This is a genomic window from Marinobacter sp. EhC06, from assembly GCF_001650915.1.
Taxonomy (GTDB): domain Bacteria; phylum Pseudomonadota; class Gammaproteobacteria; order Pseudomonadales; family Oleiphilaceae; genus Marinobacter.
The window spans coordinates 21953-44619 of record NZ_LXYO01000033.1; the positions used below are offsets into that span (position 1 = coordinate 21953).

At 57.8% G+C, this 22667-nt stretch carries 21 protein-coding genes; 10 read left to right on the forward strand and 11 right to left on the reverse strand.

Features of this window, described 5'->3' with window-relative positions:
* Position 1 precedes the first annotated feature (1 nt).
* The 3 genes from A8B84_RS15955 to A8B84_RS15965 are packed head-to-tail and all read left to right on the forward strand — an operon-like array spanning position 2 to position 3041.
* Positions 2 to 1441: a LutB/LldF family L-lactate oxidation iron-sulfur protein gene (locus A8B84_RS15955; RefSeq protein WP_064227689.1), complete on the forward strand. Its 1440-nt coding sequence runs from the start codon at positions 2 to 4 to the stop codon at positions 1439 to 1441.
* A complete protein-coding gene (locus tag A8B84_RS15960; RefSeq protein WP_064227688.1) occupies positions 1438 to 2091 on the forward strand; it encodes a LutC/YkgG family protein in 654 nt (217 codons plus the stop codon). The genes A8B84_RS15955 and A8B84_RS15960 overlap by 4 nt, the downstream gene beginning before the upstream one ends.
* Positions 2088 to 3041, forward strand: a complete 954-nt coding sequence (locus A8B84_RS15965; protein WP_064227687.1) for a DMT family transporter — start codon at positions 2088 to 2090, stop codon at positions 3039 to 3041. Before A8B84_RS15960 ends, A8B84_RS15965 begins: the two co-directional genes overlap by 4 nt.
* Before the next feature lie 6 nt (positions 3042 to 3047).
* Here A8B84_RS15965 and gloA read toward each other — a convergent pair whose 3' ends face one another.
* Positions 3048 to 3596, reverse strand: a complete 549-nt coding sequence (gene gloA / locus A8B84_RS15970) for a lactoylglutathione lyase (RefSeq protein WP_064227686.1) — start codon at positions 3594 to 3596, stop codon at positions 3048 to 3050.
* Between the two features lie 290 nt (positions 3597 to 3886).
* The gene (locus A8B84_RS15975) at positions 3887 to 5023 is read right to left on the reverse strand and encodes an alkane 1-monooxygenase (RefSeq protein WP_064227685.1); all 1137 of its coding nucleotides are present in this window, start codon (positions 5021 to 5023) and stop codon (positions 3887 to 3889) included.
* Positions 5024 to 5275: 252 nt separating this feature from the next.
* On the opposite strand from A8B84_RS15975, the gene A8B84_RS15980 reads away from it, so the two are divergent.
* The 5 genes from A8B84_RS15980 to A8B84_RS16000 all read left to right on the forward strand — a co-directional run bounded on the left by A8B84_RS15980 (position 5276) and on the right by A8B84_RS16000 (position 11674).
* Positions 5276 to 5935, forward strand: coding sequence for a GntR family transcriptional regulator (locus A8B84_RS15980; protein WP_064227684.1), 660 nt, complete (start codon positions 5276 to 5278; stop codon positions 5933 to 5935).
* A gap of 301 nt (positions 5936 to 6236) precedes the next feature.
* Positions 6237 to 7259 carry a DUF6160 family protein gene (locus A8B84_RS15985; protein WP_064227683.1) on the forward strand — a complete coding sequence of 341 codons (1023 nt, stop codon included), beginning with the start codon at positions 6237 to 6239 and terminating at the stop codon, positions 7257 to 7259.
* A gap of 65 nt (positions 7260 to 7324) precedes the next feature.
* Positions 7325 to 8383 (forward strand): lysylphosphatidylglycerol synthase transmembrane domain-containing protein, encoded by a 1059-nt coding sequence (locus A8B84_RS15990; RefSeq protein ID WP_064227682.1) that lies wholly within the window; start codon positions 7325 to 7327, stop codon positions 8381 to 8383.
* The gene (locus A8B84_RS15995) at positions 8380 to 10623 is read left to right on the forward strand and encodes a glycosyltransferase (protein ID WP_064227681.1); all 2244 of its coding nucleotides are present in this window, start codon (positions 8380 to 8382) and stop codon (positions 10621 to 10623) included. The genes A8B84_RS15990 and A8B84_RS15995 overlap by 4 nt, the downstream gene beginning before the upstream one ends.
* A gap of 103 nt (positions 10624 to 10726) precedes the next feature.
* Positions 10727 to 11674, forward strand: coding sequence for a YbgA family protein (locus tag A8B84_RS16000; protein WP_064227680.1), 948 nt, complete (start codon positions 10727 to 10729; stop codon positions 11672 to 11674).
* Between the two features lie 81 nt (positions 11675 to 11755).
* On the opposite strand, the gene A8B84_RS16005 is transcribed toward A8B84_RS16000, so the two are convergent.
* The 3 genes from A8B84_RS16005 to A8B84_RS16015 form a co-directional block, all read right to left on the reverse strand.
* Positions 11756 to 12487, reverse strand: a complete 732-nt coding sequence (locus A8B84_RS16005) for a YdiY family protein (protein WP_064227679.1) — start codon at positions 12485 to 12487, stop codon at positions 11756 to 11758.
* Between the two features lie 21 nt (positions 12488 to 12508).
* Complete coding sequence (locus A8B84_RS16010) at positions 12509 to 13528, reverse strand: rhodanese-related sulfurtransferase (protein ID WP_064227678.1); 1020 nt, start codon at positions 13526 to 13528, stop codon at positions 12509 to 12511.
* Between the two features lie 135 nt (positions 13529 to 13663).
* Complete coding sequence (locus A8B84_RS16015) at positions 13664 to 14395, reverse strand: DsbA family protein (RefSeq protein ID WP_064227677.1); 732 nt, start codon at positions 14393 to 14395, stop codon at positions 13664 to 13666.
* Positions 14396 to 14521: 126 nt separating this feature from the next.
* Here A8B84_RS16015 and A8B84_RS16020 point away from each other — a divergent pair, with 126 nt between their 5' ends.
* Positions 14522 to 15496 (forward strand): NAD(P)H-dependent flavin oxidoreductase, encoded by a 975-nt coding sequence (locus A8B84_RS16020; RefSeq protein ID WP_064227676.1) that lies wholly within the window; start codon positions 14522 to 14524, stop codon positions 15494 to 15496.
* Here the strand turns inward: A8B84_RS16020 and A8B84_RS16025 are convergent.
* The 5 genes from A8B84_RS16025 to A8B84_RS16045 all read right to left on the reverse strand — a co-directional run bounded on the left by A8B84_RS16025 (position 15493) and on the right by A8B84_RS16045 (position 21929).
* A complete protein-coding gene (locus A8B84_RS16025) occupies positions 15493 to 17433 on the reverse strand; it encodes a methyl-accepting chemotaxis protein (protein WP_064227675.1) in 1941 nt (646 codons plus the stop codon). The two genes, A8B84_RS16020 and A8B84_RS16025, sit on opposite strands and share 4 nt — an antisense overlap.
* 127 nt (positions 17434 to 17560) lie before the next feature.
* Positions 17561 to 19078 (reverse strand): DUF5666 domain-containing protein, encoded by a 1518-nt coding sequence (locus A8B84_RS16030; RefSeq protein WP_064227716.1) that lies wholly within the window; start codon positions 19076 to 19078, stop codon positions 17561 to 17563.
* 40 nt (positions 19079 to 19118) lie between these two features.
* Positions 19119 to 19520 carry a hypothetical protein gene (locus A8B84_RS16035; protein ID WP_064227674.1) on the reverse strand — a complete coding sequence of 134 codons (402 nt, stop codon included), beginning with the start codon at positions 19518 to 19520 and terminating at the stop codon, positions 19119 to 19121.
* A gap of 5 nt (positions 19521 to 19525) precedes the next feature.
* Positions 19526 to 20374 (reverse strand): DUF6502 family protein, encoded by an 849-nt coding sequence (locus tag A8B84_RS16040; RefSeq protein WP_064227673.1) that lies wholly within the window; start codon positions 20372 to 20374, stop codon positions 19526 to 19528.
* Between the two features lie 82 nt (positions 20375 to 20456).
* Positions 20457 to 21929 (reverse strand): DUF5666 domain-containing protein, encoded by a 1473-nt coding sequence (locus A8B84_RS16045; protein ID WP_064227672.1) that lies wholly within the window; start codon positions 21927 to 21929, stop codon positions 20457 to 20459.
* Between the two features lie 205 nt (positions 21930 to 22134).
* Between A8B84_RS16045 and A8B84_RS21540 the strand changes: the two genes are divergently transcribed.
* A complete protein-coding gene (locus A8B84_RS21540; protein ID WP_104321698.1) occupies positions 22135 to 22308 on the forward strand; it encodes a DUF6435 family protein in 174 nt (57 codons plus the stop codon).
* A gap of 12 nt (positions 22309 to 22320) precedes the next feature.
* On the opposite strand, the gene A8B84_RS16050 is transcribed toward A8B84_RS21540, so the two are convergent.
* Positions 22321 to 22665 carry a chaperone modulator CbpM gene (locus A8B84_RS16050; protein ID WP_064227671.1) on the reverse strand — a complete coding sequence of 115 codons (345 nt, stop codon included), beginning with the start codon at positions 22663 to 22665 and terminating at the stop codon, positions 22321 to 22323.
* Positions 22666 to 22667: the final 2 nt, after the last annotated feature.

Consider the following 22667-nt stretch of genomic DNA (forward strand, 5'->3'; position numbering starts at 1 on the left):
CATGAGCGAGACAGCCGAGCACACTGGCCATCATATCGATGTAAAACAGTTTCACCCGAGGGCTCAGGCGGCCATTCACAACCCCAAGATCCGCAAGAACTTCCGTAGCGCCATGGACGGGCTGATGTCCAAGCGCAAGACGGCGTTCGAGGGCTGGGACCTGGAAACCCTGCGGGATCTGGGCGCCAACGTTCGCCTGCGGGCCCTCGCCAACTTGCCGGACTTGCTGGAGCAGCTCGAGAAGAAGCTGACCGAGAACGGCATCAAGGTGCACTGGGCGGTGGACGGCGACGAGGCCTGCCGGATCGTAAGGGATATCTGCAAGGCCCGGGATGCCAAGACGGTGATCAAGGGCAAGTCCATGGTCTCCGAGGAAATGGAGCTTAACCATTACCTGGAGGAACAGGGCATCGAAGCCCTGGAATCGGACCTGGGCGAGTACATTGTGCAGCTGGCGGATGAAACGCCATCGCACATCATCATGCCGGCGATTCACAAGAACACCGGCGAGATCTCCCAGTTATTGCATGACAAAACCGGCACCGATCTCTCCAACGATGTGGAATACCTCACCGCCAGTGCCCGCCTGCAATTGCGGGAAAAGTTCATGAATGCCGATGTGGGCGTTTCCGGGGTTAACTTTGCGGTGGCGGAAACCGGCACCCTGTGCCTGGTGGAAAACGAAGGTAACGGCCGGATGACCACGACGGTGCCCAAGTGCCACATTGCCGTTACCGGCATCGAGAAGGTGGTACCGAGCATGGAGGACGTCTCTGCCCTGCTCGCGCTGCTGACCCGCTCTGCCACCGGTCAGCACATCACCACCTACTTCAACATGATCTCCGGCCCCCGCAAGGCCGAGGAGCTGGACGGGCCGGAAGAGGTTCACCTGGTGCTGGTGGATAACGGCCGTTCGTCCATCTACCAGGATGACGAACTGCTGGACACCCTGCGCTGCATCCGCTGCGGCGCCTGCATGAACCACTGCCCGGTGTACACGCGGGTGGGCGGCCATGCCTACGGAACAACCTATCCGGGCCCCATCGGCAAGATCCTGATGCCGCACCTGATTGGCCTGGACGAGGGCCGGCATCTGCCCAGCGCCTCCAGCCTGTGTGGCGCCTGTGGCGAGGTCTGTCCGGTGAAGATTCCCATACCCGATCTGTTGGTGCGGCTGCGCCAGGAATCGGTGGATGGTGACAAACTGCACCCGGCCAAGGTCCGTGGCCATGGCGCCAAGCGAAGTTCCATGGAAGCGATGATCTGGAAGGGCTGGGCCTGGATGCATGCCAGCCCCGGCATTTACCGTTTCGGCACCGGTGCCGCCAGCAAGTTCAGGGTGTTACAGCCCTCGAAAGCCGGCGCCTGGACCGATTACCGCACGGCGCCCAAACTGGCCGCCAAAACCCTGCACCAGCGGATGAAGGAGCGTGGCCAATGAGTTCCCGGGAAACGATTCTTCAGCGTCTGCGCAACCGAACCGGCGGCGAACTGACGGTGCCGGAATGTGACTTCTCGGTTCTGGTTCGGGATGACTGGTCGATAAAGGAGCGTATCGAGCGGTTCGAGAAGATGATCGAATCGGTTCACGGCGAGGTGCACCACTGCACCGAAGACATGTGGATGGATCGTCTGGCCGAGGTGCTGAACACCCGCGGTGCCAGAAATCTGCTGATTCCGAAGCAACACGAAATCGGCCGGGCCCTTCGCGATGCCGGCCGTGATGATCTGCCGGAACTGCTGATTTACGACGAGCCGATCGAAAGCTGGCAGGCCCACCTGTTCAACGAGGTGGACGCCAGCATTACTTCCACACGTGGCGGTATTGCCGAAACCGGCTCGTTAATCCTGTGGCCGAACGATGATGAGCCCCGGCTTATGAGCCTGGTGCCGCCGGTGCACATCGCCGTACTCAGGGCCTCGGAACTCTACACAACCTTCCATGAAGCCATGCAGGCCCAGAACTGGGCCGCTGGCATGCCGACCAATGCCCTGCTAATCTCTGGCCCTTCCAAAACCGCCGACATCGAGCAAACCCTGGCTTACGGTGTTCACGGTCCCAAAGAGCTGATTGTGTTGATGATTGAATGATCCAAGGCGCCCTGTTGATCGCCCTGGCTGCCCTGCTATGGGCGACCACGGGCATCGTTGCAAAGTTTCTGTTTACCGGTACCGAACTCCAGGCCATCACCCTGGGGTTTCTGAGGCTGGCGGTGGCCCTGCCGTTTTTCTGGCTGTTGATGCGGCGGGAGCAGGCACGCCTTGAGCGCGCAAACCCGGGCGCCAGTGTACCCGGCAGCTCGCTACGGAGCCTCACCCGCAAAACCCTGATTCCGCTGGCAGCGCTTGGGCTGTTCCAGGCGTTTTACCAGGGCAGCTACCTTCTGGCCGTGGATCTGACCGGGGCCGGCATTGCCACCCTGATCGCGCTCTGCCTGCCCCCGGTGCTGGTGGCCATTCTTGCTGCGCCCTTGCTGGGAGAGAAACCCGGCCTGCTGACGGTTCTGTCCCTGTTTGCTGCCATTGCCGGCACGGCCATGCTGGTACTCAGTGATATGGACACCAGCGGCACCTTGCGGCTGGCCGGCATTCTGGTGGCGTTACTGGCCGCCTGTGTATATACCGGTTTCACACTCACCAGCCGCTACAGCTCCGCCGGTACACCGGTGTTTACCACGGCGTTTATCTGTTTCTTCACGGCGGCGTTGATTCTGTTGCCGGTCGTGGCCGTGAGTGGCGGATTCGAGGGGCTGGAAAGCCTGGAGTTCGGGCACTGGCTGATGGTGGTCTATGTGGGCGTGGTGCCAACCTGCATCGGGTATGTGTGCTTCTTCACTGGCATGAAAACAACACCGGCAACGCTTTCCAGCATCATAGTGACCCTGGAACCGCTGTTTGTGGCTCTGCTGGCCTGGGTGTTCCTGGAGGAGATTCTGGGGCCGATTGGTATTGCCGGGGCCTTGATTCTGACCGCAGCGGTGATTGTGGCTTCCCGCTACGGCCGTAAACCCGCAGCCGGCCAGGAGGCCGCTGCGGATTAAGGAGGATCAGTCTTCCTTACGCTGCTTCTCGAGCATGTCCGGCTGCAGGATTTCAATCCAGTAGCCGTCCGGGTCTTTGATAAAGGCCAGGCCTTTCATCTTGCCGTCGTCCGGCTTTTTCACGAAATCCACACCAAGCTTTTCAAAGCGGTCGCAGGCGGCATAGACGTCTGGCACGGCTACGCCAATGTGGCCAAAGCCCTGGGGCTCGTCGTTGCCATTGTGGTAGCCAAAGTCGTTGTCGTCTTCGGTGCCCCAGTTATGGGTCAGCTCAAGCATGGCTTCGCGGCCGAAGGTAAAGGTGGTGCGGTGGGCGTCGTCGTGGGGCACGAGGCCGGCCTGACGATCATCCAGGTAACCCAGGAAATACAGGGTGAACTTCATTTCGGGGAAGTCCAGTTTGCGCACCAGGCGCATGCCCATCACTCGGGTGTAGAAGTCCATGGAGCGCTCGGGTTCTTTGATGCGCATCATGGTCTGGTTGAATACGTAGCCTTCGGTTTCGGGAACGGGGTCTTCGTGTAGGCCGGGGGCCTGTTCGAAATGCTTGGGCATTTTGGTTTTCCCTTTTTTCCGTGGAGTTCAAACAATATACCTGTGTGCGTTTCAGGGGGATTTCAAGGGCATAAAAAAGCCCCCGGGGCCAGAGACTAACCGCCGGGGTCTTGAGGGCCGGTTTTTTAGGCCGGCGTTTCTTCAGAGACGCTCTGAAGATCTGTGGCTGGCAGGGCCATGAGGGGGTTCTTTCTTCCGGGAATCCGAACTCGCTTCGCTCAGACAGTCGTTTCCCTGCAGAAAGAACCCCCTCACACCCCTGCCGACCGAACCTTTGGAGTGGCCCGCTTTCAGGCCAACTGGTGTTCTTCTCCTTCGTAATAAGCCTCCACTCTTGGGTTCATTACCCGCCGCCAGAGTGGGGGGAACATTGCCAGGACGATCATTGCGGAGTAGCCGGCCGGTAGCTGGGGAGCCACTTCGTGGTGGCGGAGGATCTGGTAGCGTCTCTTGGCCCAGGCGTGGTGGTCGCTGTGGCGTTGGAGGTGGAACAGGAAGACGTTGGTGAGGAAGTAGTTGCTGTTCCAGCTGTGTTCGGGGCCGGTGCGTTCGTAGCGGCCGTTGTCGAGTTTTCTCCGGTGCAGGCCGTAGTGTTCGAGGTAGTTGACGATTTCCAGCAGGGTGAAGGCAATGAAGCTCTGGCCGAGGAAGAAGACGGCGCCGAGCCAGCCGAAGGCGATGGTGAAGGCGGCCAGTACCAGGGCGCTGATGCTGTACCACCAGATCAGTTCGTTGTGCCAGCTGAGGGCTTTGTGGCCTTTGCGCTGTAGGCGTTCGGCTTCCAGTTTCCAGGCGTTGAGGAAATTGCGCACGTAGGCCTGGGGCAGGAAGTTGTAGAGGGACTGGTTGTAGCGGGATGAGGAGGCGTCTTCGGGGGTGGAGACGTGTACGTGGTGGCCGCGCAGGTGTTCGACTTTGAAGCCGGCGTAGCAGACCAGTGACAGCAGGAAGCCGCCAGCCCGGGTTTCGAGTTTTTCGTCTTTGTGGATGAGTTCGTGGGCGACGTTGATGCCGAGGCCGCCGACGATGCCGATGGAGACGATCCAGCCAATACTTCCTATCAGGCTGAATGTGTCGGAAGCCAGTTCCAGCATGCTCCAGACCAGCAAGGCCGCGAAACCGGCGACCCAGCCAAGCGTGATGGCTTTATAAAACCGCTCGCCGACCATTCGTGGCACGTCGGTTTCTTCGTCCGGGTTCAGGAAATCCTTGCCCAGCAGCATGTCCAGCACCGGGATGATCCCGAAGACAACGACGGGAACGCCCCAGGAAAACAGGTTTACCAGATCGGTTGCGTGGCCGGCGGCCAGCAGCAGGGGCGGTAACGCCAGGGGGACCATGGCTATCAGGTAGCTGTACTTCTTCAGGGTCAGCAGTATCCGCCGGCGGGTGGACTCGCGGTCCACCGATAACTGCGTTGTGCTCATTGGGCTCTCTCCATCGAATGCGTGTTGGTGAAACTCTGATCACCTGTTGTTTTCTGCATTATTGTCCTACAATACATCAGCCGTCAACCGCTCGAGAGGAGTTTTTTTGACAATTGTCAGGAATCCCCGGCGGATCAAGGCGTTGTGACTGTAAGACTCAGAGGCTGTGATAAACTCATGCGCACACACTCCCATGCCGGCCGGATAACCGCAGCAGCCGACCGGTTTTTACGACCTGTTCAGAGAGCCTTTATGGATTTTCAGGTGCCCAACACTCTGGCCGAGCAGATTGCCAATTACTTGGCAGAGCGGATCATGACCGGGCAGATTCGCCCCGGTGAGCGGATTCAGGAGGCCACCCTGGCTGGCGAGCTGAAGGTCAGCCGCGCGTCGGTCAAGGAAGCTCTTTATACCCTGGAGCGCTGGCATCTGGTGGAGATCACGCCCCGCAAAGGTGCTTCGGCAACCCGGCTGGACGCGGCCCATGCTTCCGAGCTTTACGATGTGTATATGCATTTGCTTATGATGATGGCGGTGCGGCTCTGTGAGCGCTGGCAGGAGAGCGATAAGCCGCGGATGCTGGGGGCGGTCAGTAACGTTGTTGAACAGATAAAGGATTCGTCCAGCGACATTTCCGGGGTGGTTGAGGCGAGTTTCAATGTGATGGATGCCTGCTGTGAGGTGGTGGGGAATCCTTATCTCACGGAGGCTTTGTCGAATTTCAAGCCGGCGGTCAGTCGGGCCTATTACCTGAGCGCTGATCGGTATCGGCGGGGTCTGGCGCAGACCAGTGAATTTTTTGCCAATCTGCCGCAGGCGGTTCTGGCGAGGGATTCGGATAAGGCGCAGGCGTTGATTCGGGAGTTTGCGGAGCACCAGAAGTCTCTCATTCAGCAAGCCCTCGCTTCGTAGTTTGGTGCAAGCGGAGCGGATGGTCGGGCTTTCCAAAACACGCTGTGAATACCTCCCTGTACGCTTGGTCGCGCCATCCCTGGCGCTCCACGGTTTTGGAAAGCCCGACCATCCCCTCCACCCCTACCTTTTCGATGCTTCGATTGTGACAGAGAGCACGGATCTAGAAGGTTTCGCCCTCTATCGTAACAGTCTGTAACAAACCAAAGTTTTTGCTGCATTGGTTGTGCTGTCCCCCTGCGGCCCGGGGAGTGTTTAACACTCCCCGCTAAAAACAATAAACCAGACTTTTGGGGCCACCATGACTCAGTCACTTGCCTGTCGTCGAAACACCACATCTTCCACGCTCTCGCTTTGGGTGCTCGCCCTGTCGCTTCCGCTGCCAGCTATGGCGGAGTTCAGGCCGTTAGATGATGGTGCATTGTCTGGTGTAACCGGGCAGGCGGGGGTAACGATTGAGCTGGAGACCAAGCTCAGCATTGATCGGTTCAGCTGGATTGATGAAGGGTCGTTAAATGTGAATGGGCTGAGGTTGTCCGGGCACAACGATACGGTGCTGGATAACATGAAGCTGACGATCGATATTGCCGGCGATGGGGAGGTGCTGGAGCACGGGTTTTCGGAGATTGCCCGGCGGGCACAGGCGGGGTTGTTGGACCAGAATGACCCGGATGTGGCCGATGCTCTGGCGAAGTATTCCGTCGCGGGCTCTTTTGGCAAGCAGTTCAATAGCGGTGATCTGGTGATGCACCTGGGTGCGACGGATTATGGCGATCCAAGCAGCCTGGATGATTATCTGCAGGCGGTGGATTTTGAGCTGGCGGTGGACAGTGTGACCACCTCAGGCAGTGAAGGCTCCGCCACGCTGTTCTCGGATATCCTGCTGCAAGGGCACATCGGGCCAACGGATCTGGTGATTCGTAACGGGGGTAGTTCTACTCGCACTCTGGCGAACGGCAACGAGGTGTCTGGCTCGGAACTGCAGCTGGATACCCATTTCGAGATTACCAACGGTAGCCTCAACTGGGATGCAGCGGATGTGATTCTGCTGTTCAACTTTGCCGCAGTCGGTATTGAGGGCCTGCAGATTCACAACCGGCGGGGCGATGACACGCTGGGGCATTTCGGTATGGCAAGTGCCACTGCAAAACTGTCACGGGGCACCAGTTCTGCCTCAGGCAACGAAGGGCTTTCGGTGCATGATGTTGAGTTCCGGGCGGATATCGATATGCCGGTCTTCAAGATGGGCGGCACCAGCATTGGAAGCGTTCAGTTCACGGACTTCGCCATCACCAACACCACCATGATGGTGTATGGCCACTAGCCAGACACTGGACACCAACCACACCCTACCCTGTAAACTGCCCGTCTCACTCTGACGGGCAGCCCATGACTCACTCCACGGACATCAACTATTCGAAGCGCGCCTCGGGTAAAAGGCTGGTGATGTTCAGTCTGTTATTCGTGGCGCTTACCGCTGCCGGGCTGTATGCCGTTTACGATCTGTTTGCCGAGCGTACCCTTACCTTCGACGCCAGGCTGATCGCTCCGGAAACCCTGTTATCGGTGGTTGGCCTGTTGCTGGTCTATTTCATCTCGGATGGCCTTCGGCTGTATTTTACCTTGCGGGCGCTGGGGCACCGGCTGCCATTGCCGGCGATGTTCCGGCTGGTATTTATCAATCTGTTTTTCTCCAACATCACTCCCATGGCCACCGGGGGCGGCTTCGCCCAGATCTGGTTCCTTAGCCAGCATGGCGTTCCGGTTGGCAGGGCCACGGCAGCCACAACGATTCGAACGGTACTGGCGGTGCTGTTCATTTTCTCGCTCACGCCGGTATTCCTGCTCACGCTCAAGTCCCTGGACGGCAACTCGATTGTCGGCGATATCGGCACCGCGCTGGCGTTTCTGATTGTTCTATACCTCGGGTTTTTCCTGGTGCTGCTGTTCCGGACCCGCTGGCTGATCGGCCCGTTGACCCGATTGCTAACAGCCGCACGCCGGCTTCACCTGATCAGCGAACGCCGCCATCAACGCTGGCAGTTCAAGGCGCGCCGGGAGATGCTGCGGCTTTCCCGAAGTTTTGGCGATTACCTGCGCGGCGCCCCCATGTTCGTGTGGCTGTCTGTTCTGTTCACTGCGGTATTTCTGCTCAGCCTGTTCAGCTTCCCCGCGCTGCTGATGCACAGCCTGGACTACAGTGTGGACTATGTGGTTTCGGTGGGGTTGCTGGTTGTCACCACCTTCGTTATGTATTTCTCGCCCACACCAGGTGCCTCTGGCGTTTCCGAGGGTGTTTTCGGGAGTTTTTTCCGGGATATCCTCTCCGGTAACCACCTGATACTGGTCATTGTCTGCTGGCGGCTGCTGACCATTTACCTGGGCATGATTGTCGGGCTGGTGGTGCTGCAGAAGGAACTCGTTGCCAATCGCAGGAGAGCAGGATGATTTTCCGCAACCCACTCAAGCTTCTGTTCTACCTCTGTCTTCTGGTGGTGGTTCTGCTGGTTGGCTACAAGACCTACCTGAACCTGTTCACGGAAGATTTCGAGGGCGTTCATACCGAACAGGTAGAGCAGATCCATCGAAAGCTTGACCCCGGAGAGCCGTTCAGCTTTGCAGTGGTGGGCAACATCAACAACTCGGTGGGGATTTTCGAAGACCGCATTATTCCGGAACTGAACCGGTCCGGGCTCGATTTTCTGGTCTCGGCCGGTAACGCGGTCAGTGGCGGCGGCGAGGACAAGTACCGGGCCCTTTACGGCACTCTGAGCCATCTGGAGATTCCATACCTGCTGACCTTCGGCGCCCACGAGTTCGAGGATTTTGGCAGTTTCCGTTTCTACGATCACTTCGGCCCGCATTTCTTCAGTATTGAGGCTGGCAACAGCCGGCTGATTTTCCTGGACAGCACCGGCAAAACTCCCTGGCGCTGGCAGATCCGCTGGCTGAAAGATCTGCTGGCCCAGGACTCGTCGAAGGCGAGAATCCTGTTTATCGGTCACCCTCCCCTTCATCCGGACGAGAATGCCCCGTTCGATCAGAAAGACGATTACCTGGCACCGCCCGAGTTCCGGGACGCACTCCTGGAGGCAATTGAGGAGCATGACGTTCGACGGGTGTTTTCCTCCAATCTTTCACTCTATGCAGAGGAGCAGGTAGGAGATACCACCTTTGTCACTACCGGCGGCGCCGGTGGCCTGGTCATGAACAACGACACCAGTTTCTACCACTACGTGCAGGTAAATGTAGACGCCGATGGCGAGGTAACACACAGCCTGCAGCGCCTGGAAGTGGGCCAGCACCCGATTCTGAAGCGGCTGGAAAGTCTCTGGTTCTTTATCTACTCACTGTTCTACACCGGTTATCTGAACTTCATTCTGATCGTCGCCGTGTTTGCGGCCATTGCCATCAAACTGTACGGCGCCATTTTCATCGGCAAGGATTATTATCCGGACTACGACCTGGACCCGGCCCCCTGGCTCGAGAAACCGATGCGGGTGGCGATGTTCACCAACAACTATCTGCCCTTTATCGGCGGTGTACCGATTTCGATCGAACGCCTGAGGCGCGGCCTGGAAGCGCTGGGCGACAAACTGCTTGTGGTGGCGCCCCGTTACAAGGGTCAGCCCGAGGCAGAGCCCCACGTTCTGCGGGTACCCTCACTTCTGGCCATGGGAGAGAAGCGGGAATTCCGGCTGGCCAATATTTTCCTGGGTCGGATCCGCAAGAGGGTCCGGGCGTTCAAGCCGGATATTATCCACCTGCATCATCCGTTCTGGCTGGGGTCGCTAGGACTGTTTGTGGCGCGCACCCTCAGGATACCGGCCATCTACACCTACCATACCCGTCTGGAGCATTACGCCCACTTTGTGCCACTGCCGGGCATGCTGTTCCGGAACCTGATTTCCCACGCCCTGATCAAGCGCTTTGCCAACAAGTGCGACGGGGTGATTGTGCCGACCTACTCCACCGAGGAATACCTGCGGATGATCGGGGTAAAAACACCGACTTTCGTGCAGCCCACGGGCATCGAATACCACAAATTCCAGGAGGTTCAGGAGAAGGACGTTGAGGAGCTGCGGGAGAAGCTGCAGCTGAAGAATGAGAAAGTATTCGTCAGCGTTTCCCGGCTCTCCAACGAGAAGAATATCGACTTCATGATCGAGGCCATTGATGCCCTGAGACAGGAAACCGATGTGCCGTTCCGGTTCCTGATGATCGGCGATGGCCACCAGAAAGACCGGCTGCAGAAGAAGATTGAAGACCTTGGGCTTCAACAACACTTCACCCTGGTCGGCGCCGTTCCGCCGGACGAAATGGCCATCTGGTACCGGCTGGGTGATGCCTTCCTGTTTGCCTCGATATCTGAAACCCAGGGCATGGTAATCCTGGAGGCCATGGCGGCCGGCTTGCCGGTGGTGGCGGTTCGTTCCAGCGGTATTGAGGACGTGGTCCGGCACGGGTTCAACGGCTTCAAGACGCCGGAGAAACAGGACCAGTGGCAGGCGCAGGTTAAAAAACTGCTGGAAGACGACGAACTGCGTGACAAACTTTCCTCACAGGCCCTGGAGTTTGCCAGGGACTATTCCGTGGAGCAGTTTGCCAGTGATGTTCGCACCATTTACGCCACCACCCTGGCCATGTTTGCCAAGAAACGGAAAGGCTCGGCAAGCCAATCCGAATAGGTAGGGTTACGGTTTTTCGCGGCGGCCTGATCGGGCTAGACTGAATTCACGTATTAAAAAGACAGTTTTAGGCATCGGACCGACTGAATTATCGGAGACTAACGTGAGCGGCATCCCCGTCGGAATCAGCACCTGCCTGCTAGGCAAAGAAGTTCGCCATGATGGCGGCCATAAACATTCCCGCTATTGCACCCAGGTGCTTTCAAAGCACTTTGACTTCCGCTCCATCTGCCCGGAGCTGGAAGCCGGCCTGGGCGTGCCCCGCCCCGCCATCCACCTGCGCGAATACAGCGATGGCCTGCGCCTGATTGAAACCAAAGGGGCAGCGGATCATACCGACGCCATGAAGGGCTTTATCGAGCAGATCATGCCCACCCTGGCGAACCTCCGCGGTTATATCCTGATGGCCAAGTCACCCAGCTGTGGCATGGAGCGGATCAAGGTCCATAACGAGGAAGGCAACGTGACCCGCCGGGATGGCCGGGGCATGTTCGCCGAGGCGCTGCTGCAAGCCTATCCGCTGATGCCGGTGGAGGAGGAAGGACGCCTCAATGATGACATGATCCGGGAAAACTTCATTGAGCGGGTGTTTGCCTACGACGACTGGATGCAGAACGTGGTCGGCGACAAGCTCTCCGCCAAGGCGCTGATCGAGTTCCACACTCGGCACAAGTTCCAGCTTCTGGCTCACTCGGAAAGGATTTACCGCCAGCTGGGCCCAATGCTTGGAGATCTGAAATCCGAACCGCTGGAAGACATTGCAGAGCGCTACATCCAGCTGTTCATGGAAGCCATGAGCAAGAAGGTGAGCCGGGGTTCACACATGAACGCCATGCAGCACCTGATGGGCTATCTGCGGGATTCCATGGGTGACGAAGATCGCAAGGTGCTGATGGAACAGATGGAAGCTTACCGCCGGGGCGAGGTGCCTTTGGTGGTGCCGATGACCCTGCTGCGCATGGCTCAGCGGAGGGAGCCGGTGGACTACCTGCATGCCCAGCAGTATCTCACGCCTTACCCGGATGAGCTTGGCCTTAGAAACAACGTTTGAAATCGGGGTCAGATGAAAAAGGGGTCAGATGACATTTTCATCTGACCCCTTTTTCATTTCATCCCAGGTTCGACAGTTCCATCAGAATCCGTAGATTAGCGAGAGCGACGTTTCAGTGTCGGTGTCTTCAGAGCCTGAGGGCGGATCCGACAGATGCTTGACCCGGAACGCCGCCTTCATGGAGAGATTCCCCACCACGTTCGCCTGCAGTGACGTTTCCGATTCAGTCACCATGTTGTTCTCATCCAGGCCTATTTCCGTGCTCAGCTTCTGGCGGAACAGGGAGTTTTCCGAGAGCGCGTAATCAAACTGGCCGGCCAGGCGGGCGATCGCCTCTTCTTCGGCATCCTCGCCCTGGGCATTCACCATTTCCAGTTTGTTGTAGCGGTAACCGCCACCGACTGAAAGATCCAGGAAGGAACGCTCGCCGGACGTCCACACCCGGTTTCCATAACCGGTGGTTGCTGAGGATTCGAAATCGTAGCCGGAGAAGCGGTCGTCCTCGTAGGAGCCCCGGAGAAACCAGTACTGATTCTTTGAAAACTTGTAGTTGGTTTCCAGGGCGGCAAGATATTTCTCGGCGGTGGTTTCGTCGTCGGTCTCTGAATAATTGGTGCGGAATTCGCCGGTGTTGCGCCAGGTTTCGACTTCATGGACCAGCCCCAGGCGGCCCTTGATGTTGGTCTCTTCGGTATTGCCCGAGGTGATCAGCACACCCAGCTCGGTTTCGCCCTTCCAGTTGTCGGCCTCCTGCGCACTGGCAAAGGGCGCGATAGCAACTGCGGTAATGGCTACAGCCTGTCGTAAATCCATGAAGTCTCCTTTCTGGGTTGGTCAGGCCCCGTCGGTGCTTCTCGCCCTCTCGCCATCCAGGCTTTTCCGGGCCTGACGTTCTCTTTCAGCCTTTTTCCGGGCCTTGCGCTCGGCAATGATGCGCGCGGCTTCACCGCCAACGTGGGCTTCGCCGCGCTCTTCCGCCAGACGCATCTGGCGTTCCCGCTCGGCAAACCGGGCTTTCTGCTCTTCGGTCAGCGAATCGATGCACTGATGACAGCTCACACCCTGCTCATACTCGGGGCGCTGCTTGTCTTCTTCGGTAATCGGCCTGCGGCAGGCATGGCACTGGTCGTAATCGCCACGCTCCAGCCGATGGTTGACCGTTACCCGGTCATCAAACACGAAGCACTCTCCGTGCCACAGGCTCTGCTCCTCTGGCACCTCTTCCAGGTATTTCAGAATGCCGCCCTTGAGGTGATAGACCTCCTCGAAACCCTGCTCCTTGAGATACGCAGTGGACTTCTCACAACGGATACCGCCAGTACAGAACATAGCCACCTTCTTGTGCTTCGAAGGATCCAGGTTCTGCTTCACGTATTCCGGGAACTCCCGGAAGGTATCGGTCGCCGGGTTGACGGCATTCTTGAAGGTGCCAATTTCCACTTCGTACTGGTTGCGGGTATCCACCAGCACCACATCCGGATCGGAAATCAGATCGTTCCACTCTTTCGGATCCACATACGTGCCAACAATCCGCTTCGGATCGATACCGTCCACACCCATGGTGACGATCTCTTTCTTGAGCTTCACTTTGGTGCGTTTGAACGGTTGGATGTCCACAAAGGACTCTTTGTAATCAATGCCGTTGAACCGCTCGTCGCTGGCGATCCAGGCTTTTGCGGCATCAATGCCTTCACGGCTGCCGGCGATGGTGCCGTTGATGCCTTCACGCGCCAGCAAAAGAGTACCGTGCACGTCCTTCTCAAGCATCAGATCCAGCAAGGGCTGGCGGAGGGATTTGTAATCATTCAGGACTGCGAACTTGTACAGTGCGCAGACGACAACGTTGTTGCTCATCATGTTCTCCTGCGGGCCGGACCGTAAATCCGGAGCATGGTTTCGGGGTTCATCAAAGGCTGGAGCCTGAGAGGGCGCAAATTTTAACCAACTCAGGCTCACAATCAAGTTCGGGGTTACCCGGGGATCACAGCGTCAGTCCGCCTCATTGGCCAGCTCACGTTCAACTACGGCCGAGAGCTGCCCCCAGCCGGGACGTGTCAGGCGAATGTTATCCACCAGAACTGTGGGTGTGCTGGTGACCCGCAGCTGCATGGCAACCTGGCGGCTCTGCTCGACAGCTTCACGGTGCAACTCGGTAGTCATGCACCGGCGGAAGCGCCGTTCTTCAAGGCCAAGATCACCGGCGTAGCGGGTAAAGGTGGCAACCGGATCGTTCGAGCCGCTCCACTCGGTCTGGGAATCGTACAGGCGATCGTGCATGGCCCAGTAGGCGTCCTGGTCGCCGGCACAGCGTGCTGCCTGGGCGGCGGGCATGGCATTCTGGTGCTGCTGCAACGGCAGATCAAAATAGACGAAGCGAACCTTGCCGGCGTCCACGTATTCCTGTTTCAGCTGCTTGCTGGCAGAGGAAAAGTTGCCACAGGCGGGGCACTGGTAATCAGCAAATTCACGCACCACCACCGGGGCATCTTCGGGGCCGACAGAGACGCCGTATTGGTCCAGTTGGGCTGGGAAATCGTCGGCATTGGGCGCCGCGACTGGCAGTTCGTCAGAGGTCGGCTCGGGTGCGGCGGTCAGGAAAAAGACACCGAGAAGCACGGCGGCCAGAACCAGCAGACCAATGCCTGCATATAGCGGCTTGTTGGTTTTTGCTTTTTTGGGAGGCGGTGCACCGGTTTCCTTGCGACGTTTTGCTTCACCCATGGAGGGACTCCTTATTGTGTTTCTGGTTTCCGGAATTAATTAGCTCGCGACCGTTTTCAGATCGGGCGTGGCACGCTAAGATCCTTTATATCCTACAAAAGTTCCAACAAAAATTAAGGAATCCTCATGCCGTTGCCCGCTTCCCTGAAAGACGCTCTCTCACTGCCTCTGGTAGCCGCTCCCATGTTCCTGATCTCTGGACCGGAACTGGCGCTTGCCTGCTGCAAGCAAGGCATCGTTGGCAGTTTCCCGGCTTTGAACCAACGCACCAGCGAAGGCTTTGAAGACTGGCTGATCCAGATGAATGAAGAGTTGGCAGCCTTTCGAAGTACGAATCCGGATGTCACAACGGCGCCCTACGCCGTTAACCTGATCGTGCACCGGACCAATCCTCGCTGGCAGGCGGACCTGGAACTGTGCGTAAAGCACAAGGTACCCATCATCATTACCTCACTGGGTGCCGCCAGCCAGGTGGTGGAGGCGGTGCACAGCTACGGCGGTGTAGTGTTCCATGACGTGACCAACCAGAAGCATGCCCGCAAGGCAGCGGAGGCGGGGGTTGACGGTATCATCGCCGTGGCGGCGGGTGCCGGTGGCCATGCGGGCACCACCAACCCGTTCGTTCTGGTGCACGAAATCCGGGAAGTCTTTGATGGCACGATTCTGCTCGCCGGTGGGCTTTCCCATGGTGAGGACCTGCTGGCCGCCCAGGCCCTGGGCGCGGACCTGGCCTACCTGGGCACCCGTTTTATCAACACGTTCGAGTCCCAGGCCGACGAAGCCTACCGGAACATGATCATTGAGGCGGTGTCTGGCGACATTATTCACACACCCGCGGTATCCGGTGTGCCCGCCAGCTTCATGCGACAGAGTCTGGAGGCGGCCGGCTTCCCCATGGACAAATTAAACCAGGCCGGCGAGATCAACTACGGGGAAAAGCTGAAGCCCATTGATGATGAAGCCAAGGCCTGGAAAACCGTGTGGTCTGCCGGCCAGGGGGTCAGCCAGATCCACGATGTGCTGACCGTCCCGGACCTGGTGGGCCGTCTGACCGACGAATACAGAAGCGCCCGGGAACGCCTGCTATCTTCAGGCTCCTAAACCTGGAACTGTGAAGCTTTGTCCTTCAGCGAGGTCAATGTCCGGGCAATCTGGCCGCTAGCCTCATCAGAGCGCTCAATGGCTTCAACCATCTGGCGGGAGGAGCCGGCAATATCGCTTACGCTCACGCTGACCTCACTGGCATGCCGGCCCTGCTCTTCTGCCACGGATGAAATCGCCAGGGCCCGATCCTGAAGGCTGCTGAGCAACTGGTTGATCCGATCGAAATGTTCATCGGCCCGGCGGAACTCCGCGGAGGATTCCGCAACCTGGCCAGAAACCTCACCGATAGCGCTGACCGCCTGTCGACTGCCCTGCTGCAGGCGTTCGATGATGGACTGGATTTCGGTGGTGGATTCCTGGGTCCGGCTTGCCAGGGTGCGGACCTCATCGGCCACCACGGCAAAGCCCCGGCCGGATTCACCGGCACGGGCCGCCTCGATGGCGGCGTTCAGTGCCAGCAGATTGGTTTGCTCTGCGATGGCGCCAATCACCGACAGCACTGATCCGATCTCCTTGCTCTGGTGGTCCAGCTGATTCACGGCTTCTACTGCCTGTTCAACGTTACGGACCACCTGATCCAGCCGGTTCCGCACTTCCCGGGAAATACCGGCGGTGGCCTCGCTTTCGGAACTGACATTGCTGACCGAGCCGGCGATGTCCTGAATGTTCTCCGCCACCTCGGAAATACTGTGGGACATGGCCTCCATGGTGCCGGACACCTCGGCCACCTCCTGCTCCTGACGATTCACCGCGGCCACCGCACTGCGGCTGATGTCGCCCTGAGCCTGAGCCTGACCGGCGGCCGATTCGGCGGACTCTTTGACGTCGGAGACCAGCTCCTGGATTCGAGCAATAAAGCGGTTCACGCCTTGCGCCATTTCCGTGAGCTCATCCTTGCCCTTCATGGACACCCGCCGGGTGAGATCAGCCTCACCATCGGCGATACCCCAGATCGCGGAGCTTAGACGGAACACTCGTGGCAGCAACCCGCCACCCAGCACCAGCGCCACCAGCAGGATCAGAACCACGACAGAACCAATCGCCAACATACTGAGGTTGGCAGAGAGGCTCGAAGCCTCGGCATTCAGCGCTTCAACCGTGCTCTGGATTCTGGAGCGGGTATCTGAATCCATGCCTGCCAGCTGCTGCTGAAGGCGCTGGTTCACCTGTTCGGTTTCCGCCTCCAGAGTGTCGCGAAGGGCATCAATGCTGCCGGTAATCGTGGCACTGAATTCCTGTTCCAGGGCGGCCAGATCCCGATTAATGCCTTCCAGGGACAATCCGAGTTTCAGCTGGCCAATGGCGGAACCCTGGGGTGCAATATCAGCGGTGATGATGACCACGTTGGGGTCACGACTTGCCGCATCCAGGACCTTATTTGCCGCACCACGGCCTTCCCCCTGCTCCATTAAGGTGCGCACGCGGTCATCGGTGCGATCCACATAACGGGTCAGGCGATCACCGTACTGGTCGTAATACACCGCGAACAGCACCGATTCCCGGGCGTCGGCCAGTTCCACCAGATCGGTCAGGCGGGGTACATCCCGATCCCAGATCAGCGGAGCAGCGACGGCAGCCAGCACATCGGCCAGCCCCTGGGCTTCGGCCATGACAGCGGTTCGAACGTTGCCGGCAACGCGTTCCTGTTGTGCGGTTTGCTGGCGGGTGAGTTCGGCGGAGAGTTCCTCGGTGGTCTTCTGCCGCATGGTCTCCAGGCGGGTTCGGACATCCTCGCGGGTATCCCCGAAGGAAGTGCTGACCTGTTGGCTGCTGGCCTCAAGGGCAGAGCCTGCGGTATTGACCAGACGTTCCACCTGACTGGAAATCAGCCACTGGCTCACCACCACCTGAACCAGACCGGCGACCACCAGAACGATGAAAACCGGTCGGAGAAGGCTGCTTGAGATCAGCCGCCGGATAAAACTGAGTGACATACGGACTCCGCTAGCATGTGTGCTTCATGCATCCTGCACAGTCGGCAACAGCGTCCCTGCATAGCATGTCCGTATGTATAGCAAAACCCGGGCCGGAGTGGGCCGCATTTATGTACGGGTTTTGTAGTTAATCGTCATCGTCTTCTTCGAGTTCGATTTCTTCGGCGATGAAGTTGTTCAGGTCCCCGGAATATTCAACTTCGAGGATCAGAAGCTCACCCTCATCGAAGCGGTCAATAATCTCATCTTGAGAATTATTATCATAGGCTCCTGGTCCAGCATCCATAGACACACCGAGAATCGTGATAGAGCTGGGGGTAATGTTCATAAGCTTCCCTTCAAGCTCATACTGATCAAGGTCGTCGGAATCAGCGATTTCGTCGTCCACCTCCACCTTCAAAGCTTCGATGAAGGCGTCTGCGCCCTGCCCTCTCTCGATCCCCTCGACCTCCACTGTGGTACTGCCAATGGGGAGAGTCTGAAATGAGATACCGGAGCCGTCTTCAACGGTGAAAGCTGTGGTCGGAGAAATCAGAACTTCAACGCCACCTATGATGAAGGTGTTATCTGCCGCTGACGAAATCACGCCCTTAACCTTCGCATTACCGTCCCGGAGTTCGATTTCATCTGCTTCAATAACCGTATCCGAGAGGAACTTCCCTTCCACCTGAATCAGAAGCCCCTCGATGAGGTCCTCGAGAGTGATACCGTCATCAAGTTCAGTCGCATCTGTCACCCGAACTGTCAGACCTCCCATCGTAAACTCGCCCGGCCGCGTGGCGCCGCCAGAAGGGGTGTAGGGGGAATCAATTGTCGCGGTGAATTCGATATCGTCTTCACTGCTGCGACTAAAGCGTCGAGCGTCATCCCGGTCAATCGTAGCTGCAGTCAACACGTTTCCTGCCAGGGTTCCCTCTACTTCCAAAACAGTTCCATCGATCAGGTCCGCCTCTGTCAGTCCTGACCCGAAACTGACGCTGTTATCATCATATTGAACGGTGATCGTGCCAATTGTGAACTCATTGATCGCCGTATCCACCGCCGATACGCTGCCCTCCAATTCAATATCGGTCAGATCCGGATCGATTGTCCTGATGTAGCCAGCCCGATAGGAGCCATCGGCCTGGCGCCAGGCGCTGACTCGGACATGATCGGCAATTGGGGATCCTTCAAGCAGAGTGGCGTAGGTTGTACCGCGCACCACCGTCTGGCGATCTACCCGCACTGACTGTCCCATGACTGCAAGGGTAACGAATTCACCGGCACCACTCGGATCAGGAGTCACCTGACCTACCGGACCGCGCAGCGTATCGTCGTAACTGAGCTTTTCAGCTGTCCCCGTTCCATCATCACGCCACTCGCCTTCGACCCTGAGAATCATCCCTTCGCTCAGCAGGCCCTCAGCGGTAATGCCATCGTTGCTTTCAACTTCCCGATTCGGAATGTCATCGGTGCTGAACTCCACACCATTAACAAACACACTCCCGAACCCGGAAACCGGACCAACGCTTGAGCCTGTACCCCGGATCCCGCCATCGGCAATATCTAGGCCTCCGCCTCCCGAGCCACCGCAGGCGGAAATAGCACCAAAGGCCACCGTACCGGCTGCCAGCCCGAAAACACGATTGCGGAGTTGCCGTTTCATAGCTTTCTTCTCCCTGCCCGGCGTTCCCGGCCGGTGCTCTTCAGTAAACATCGTTATAACGCCTGCGAGGAATTTCGTCTTCATGCCTGAACACTTTGTTGATCCGTGACTCACCATGCAGGCGGGGCTGCGACGGCGCGTAAACGCTGCGTCTAAGCAAGAGGTAACCGTTATCCAGGGACTCAACTACGCCCTTACGAAGCAGTTCATTCAGCACCACTGTCGGTGCAAAATCCGGGTTGGTCGCCCGCACCAGATAGCTGAAAGAGTTCGATGAACGATTGTCGGTCATAAGCATGACAGGGTGGTGATGCTCATCGAGAAACTCGCTGGAGCTGATCCAGGAGCGAATCACCTGCCGGGACGATGCGGAAAGTATTGTGCTTGCAAGCTCCGTTGGCTCCCAGCGACAAATGATGTTCGGCTGCCTCGTGAGACTCATAGCACTCAATCTCCTTTCGGCTCTTTCCCGGCAGGCTCTTCAAAGAAGAAGATGCTCACGCCGGTGCGGACCGGGTCCCCGGAGTCACTGCCAGACTTCTGCCCCGCTATATCGCGATCATGGGGACCAAGCCACTTGTCCAGTTGTTCCAGCAATGCCTGGGACTGGGCAGCAGCATGCTTGCGCCAGTTCTCCATCACTTCCGGAGGAATGTTGTTGTAGGTCAGGGTTCTCTGGAACAGTGGTGGCTGCCCGGACTCGCCACTGACCAGATTATGATCAATGGTCGCTATGAGATCTGATACGTCCTCGCCGAAAATCTGGAGCATTTCCTCGCTGTCTCCGGCCGGTACATAAGCCCTTTGCTGCAGTATCAGTCGGCCCGATTCACCGTCTACCGACACCACGCCTACCCGAAGCAGTTCATCCAGCACGGCGCGGGGCGGCATGTCACCGCTGTAGCGCTTGACCAGTTCACTGAAACTCCCCGGGCCGTCGAAAGACAGCATGGCTGGCTCGCCGTCTTTGGCCTGGAAGAACGCATCGTGAACCCAACCTGATACCACCCGGGACGCCCGGTTGGCATGAATTACATCGCGGCTCCCAGCATTTTCCCCTGCCAGGATCTCCCGTTGGCGCTTCACCTCCTTGCGGGTCAGCCCGGTCATAACCGCGGCGCGTGAATCCGTGGGCTTTCGCCGGCCGTCGGTAAAGTCCTCCAGGGCGGCTTCCACGTAGGCACGTTTCACCAGCTCGGAGAACTCCCCGAAGGGAATGCCGTTTCGCAAGAGCAACCTCGCCAGAGGGCGCAGAATGCGAAACAGCGCTTGATGCAGGGGGTTGGACTTTTTCATGTTTGGGATTGTATTCCCATAGCCACGTCGAAAGCCAGGAGGCGGGCCGACAACAGTCCGGCCCGCGCCTTCGGCTCACTGATCAATCATCACCACTGTCATCATCACTGTCGTCGTCACTATCGTCGTCGACTTCAACATTGTCGGTCAGCTCGTACTGACCACCGCTGGTCTGGCGGTACTCGATTTCCACTTCATCACCAACCTGGGCACCGGATAGGCTATAGCCATTGCGGAGCACCTCAAGATTCATGATGGTGATCGAGTCGGCTCCGATCGCAGTCACCCGTGCTTCGAGTTCGAAATCGTCATCGTCGTCATCATCCTCGCGCTCAACGCTGAGGGCTTCGAGGAATCCGCCCTCACTGCTGCGCTGGCGGCCTTCAATTTCGAGATAGTCACCCACCTGCAGGCTCTGGACATCCTGAACGCGACTGCGCCGTTCATCGTCATCATCGTCGTCGTCATCAATCAGGGTATTGCTGGTGAGCTGAACCCGAACGCCACTGACGAGCATGGATTCATTGGCCAGATCAATGGATTCGATAAGGCCATCCAGTTCGGCGTCGGACTCCCGGCCCTCGATCTCCTCAGCCACAAGGACACCATTGCGGAAATCCCCTTCCACTTTCACAAACAGGCCATCGGCCAGGCTGCTTTCGCGGAGATCGTCGAACTCGGTACCCCCGTTAATCTGGACTCGCACCCCATTTACCGAGAACTGACGGCTGGCAGAGTCATAGTCGTATATGCTTCCGGAGATTTCGACGTCGTCATCATCGTCGAAGAGGTCATCCTCATCGTCGATTTCTTCGGCCATGATGGTGTTGCCGTTCAGAGTCCCTTCCACTTCCACCACGATTCCGTCTGCCAGATCATCCAGGGAGAAGTCGTCATCGCCGACAGCACTGGTGTAATCGATCAGAAAACCGTTGATGGTGAACGTCTCGGCTCTTGTATCCAGATTGGCGACAATGCCTTCAATCTCGACTTCATTATCATCATCAAAATCCACGCCGATTTGCCGGGCGCCAACAAAGCTGGCGCGGAAGCTGCCATCCTCAAGACGCCAGGCGCTGACCCTTACGCGATATCCCTGGGGGTTACCAGCGAGGGTCGTCGGAGTCACGCCACGAAAGACAGTTTTGCCGTCCAATGAGATTGTCTGGCCCAGCATCGTGAGGCTTCCGGTGCGGGTTACATCGTCCCAGCTCATACCGGAAATAGGCCCGCGCAGGGTATCGTCGTAACTGACCCTGTCGGCCCGGCCCTGGCCACGGTCATCCCAGTCGCCCTCAACTTTGAGGATCATGCCCTTTTCGAGCTGATCCTCACGCTCCAGGCCATCGTCGCTGCTAACGCTGCCATTGGTTTCAAAGCGAGTACCGTTGACGTAAACACTGCCGAAGCCGGAAACCGCCCCAACACTGGTACCCGATGAGGTGCCACTGATGGAGGTGTCTCCGGAGCCACCGCCACCACAAGCGACAAGGGCACCGGCCAGAGCCCCGGTCATGGCCAACTTCACTGCGATTGCTAAAGGTTTGCGATTCATCGTTCTTCTCCAGGCTTGTTATTGCGTCCGCGGGCGACCACGCTTAACCACCCAATCGTAAATTGGGATATTTTTCCCAATCCATGATTTGGGAATTTAATCCCATTTTTTGAGGCTGTCCAGTTTTTGATCATGAAAATTTTGTGAACTTTATGGAGTGGAAAACGTAAATCTTTGAACAGTCAGTCAAAACAGGGTCAAAACCATGCTGGGATTCTTGAAAGGCGATCCGAAGAAAAAACTGCAGAAGGAATACGAGGCGAAGCTCGCCAAGGCACTGGATGCTCAGCGCAATGGCGATCTGAGAACTCATGGAACGCTCATGGAGGAGGCGGAAAAGATCTACGCCGAGATTCAGGCGTTGGAAGAAAAGAAATAGGCGGGGGAGCGTTTACTCCCCCATCAATTGCCGGATGCGGTGATTGAGACGACCGACTTCCCGACGCATTTCCTCCACCTCGTCGAGCAACTCGAGTGACATGGCAAGGCCGGGCAGATTCATTTTCAGGTCCCTTTGTAATCTCTGAGCCTTGCGCAATCGGCTCAGGGCAGCGATATCGAACTCCCATTGCCGGGCCTCTGGAGAGTCCTCAAGCGGGGCAATAATCCCGTAGTCCACCAGTTTGATGACAAACTCGGCATGGCACTCGCCACGCTCGCAGATTTCACGCAGGGTGAAGGTGCTGCCATCCTGGTCGAGCACCTCTACCGTCAGAATATGATCTTGCTTGCTCATAC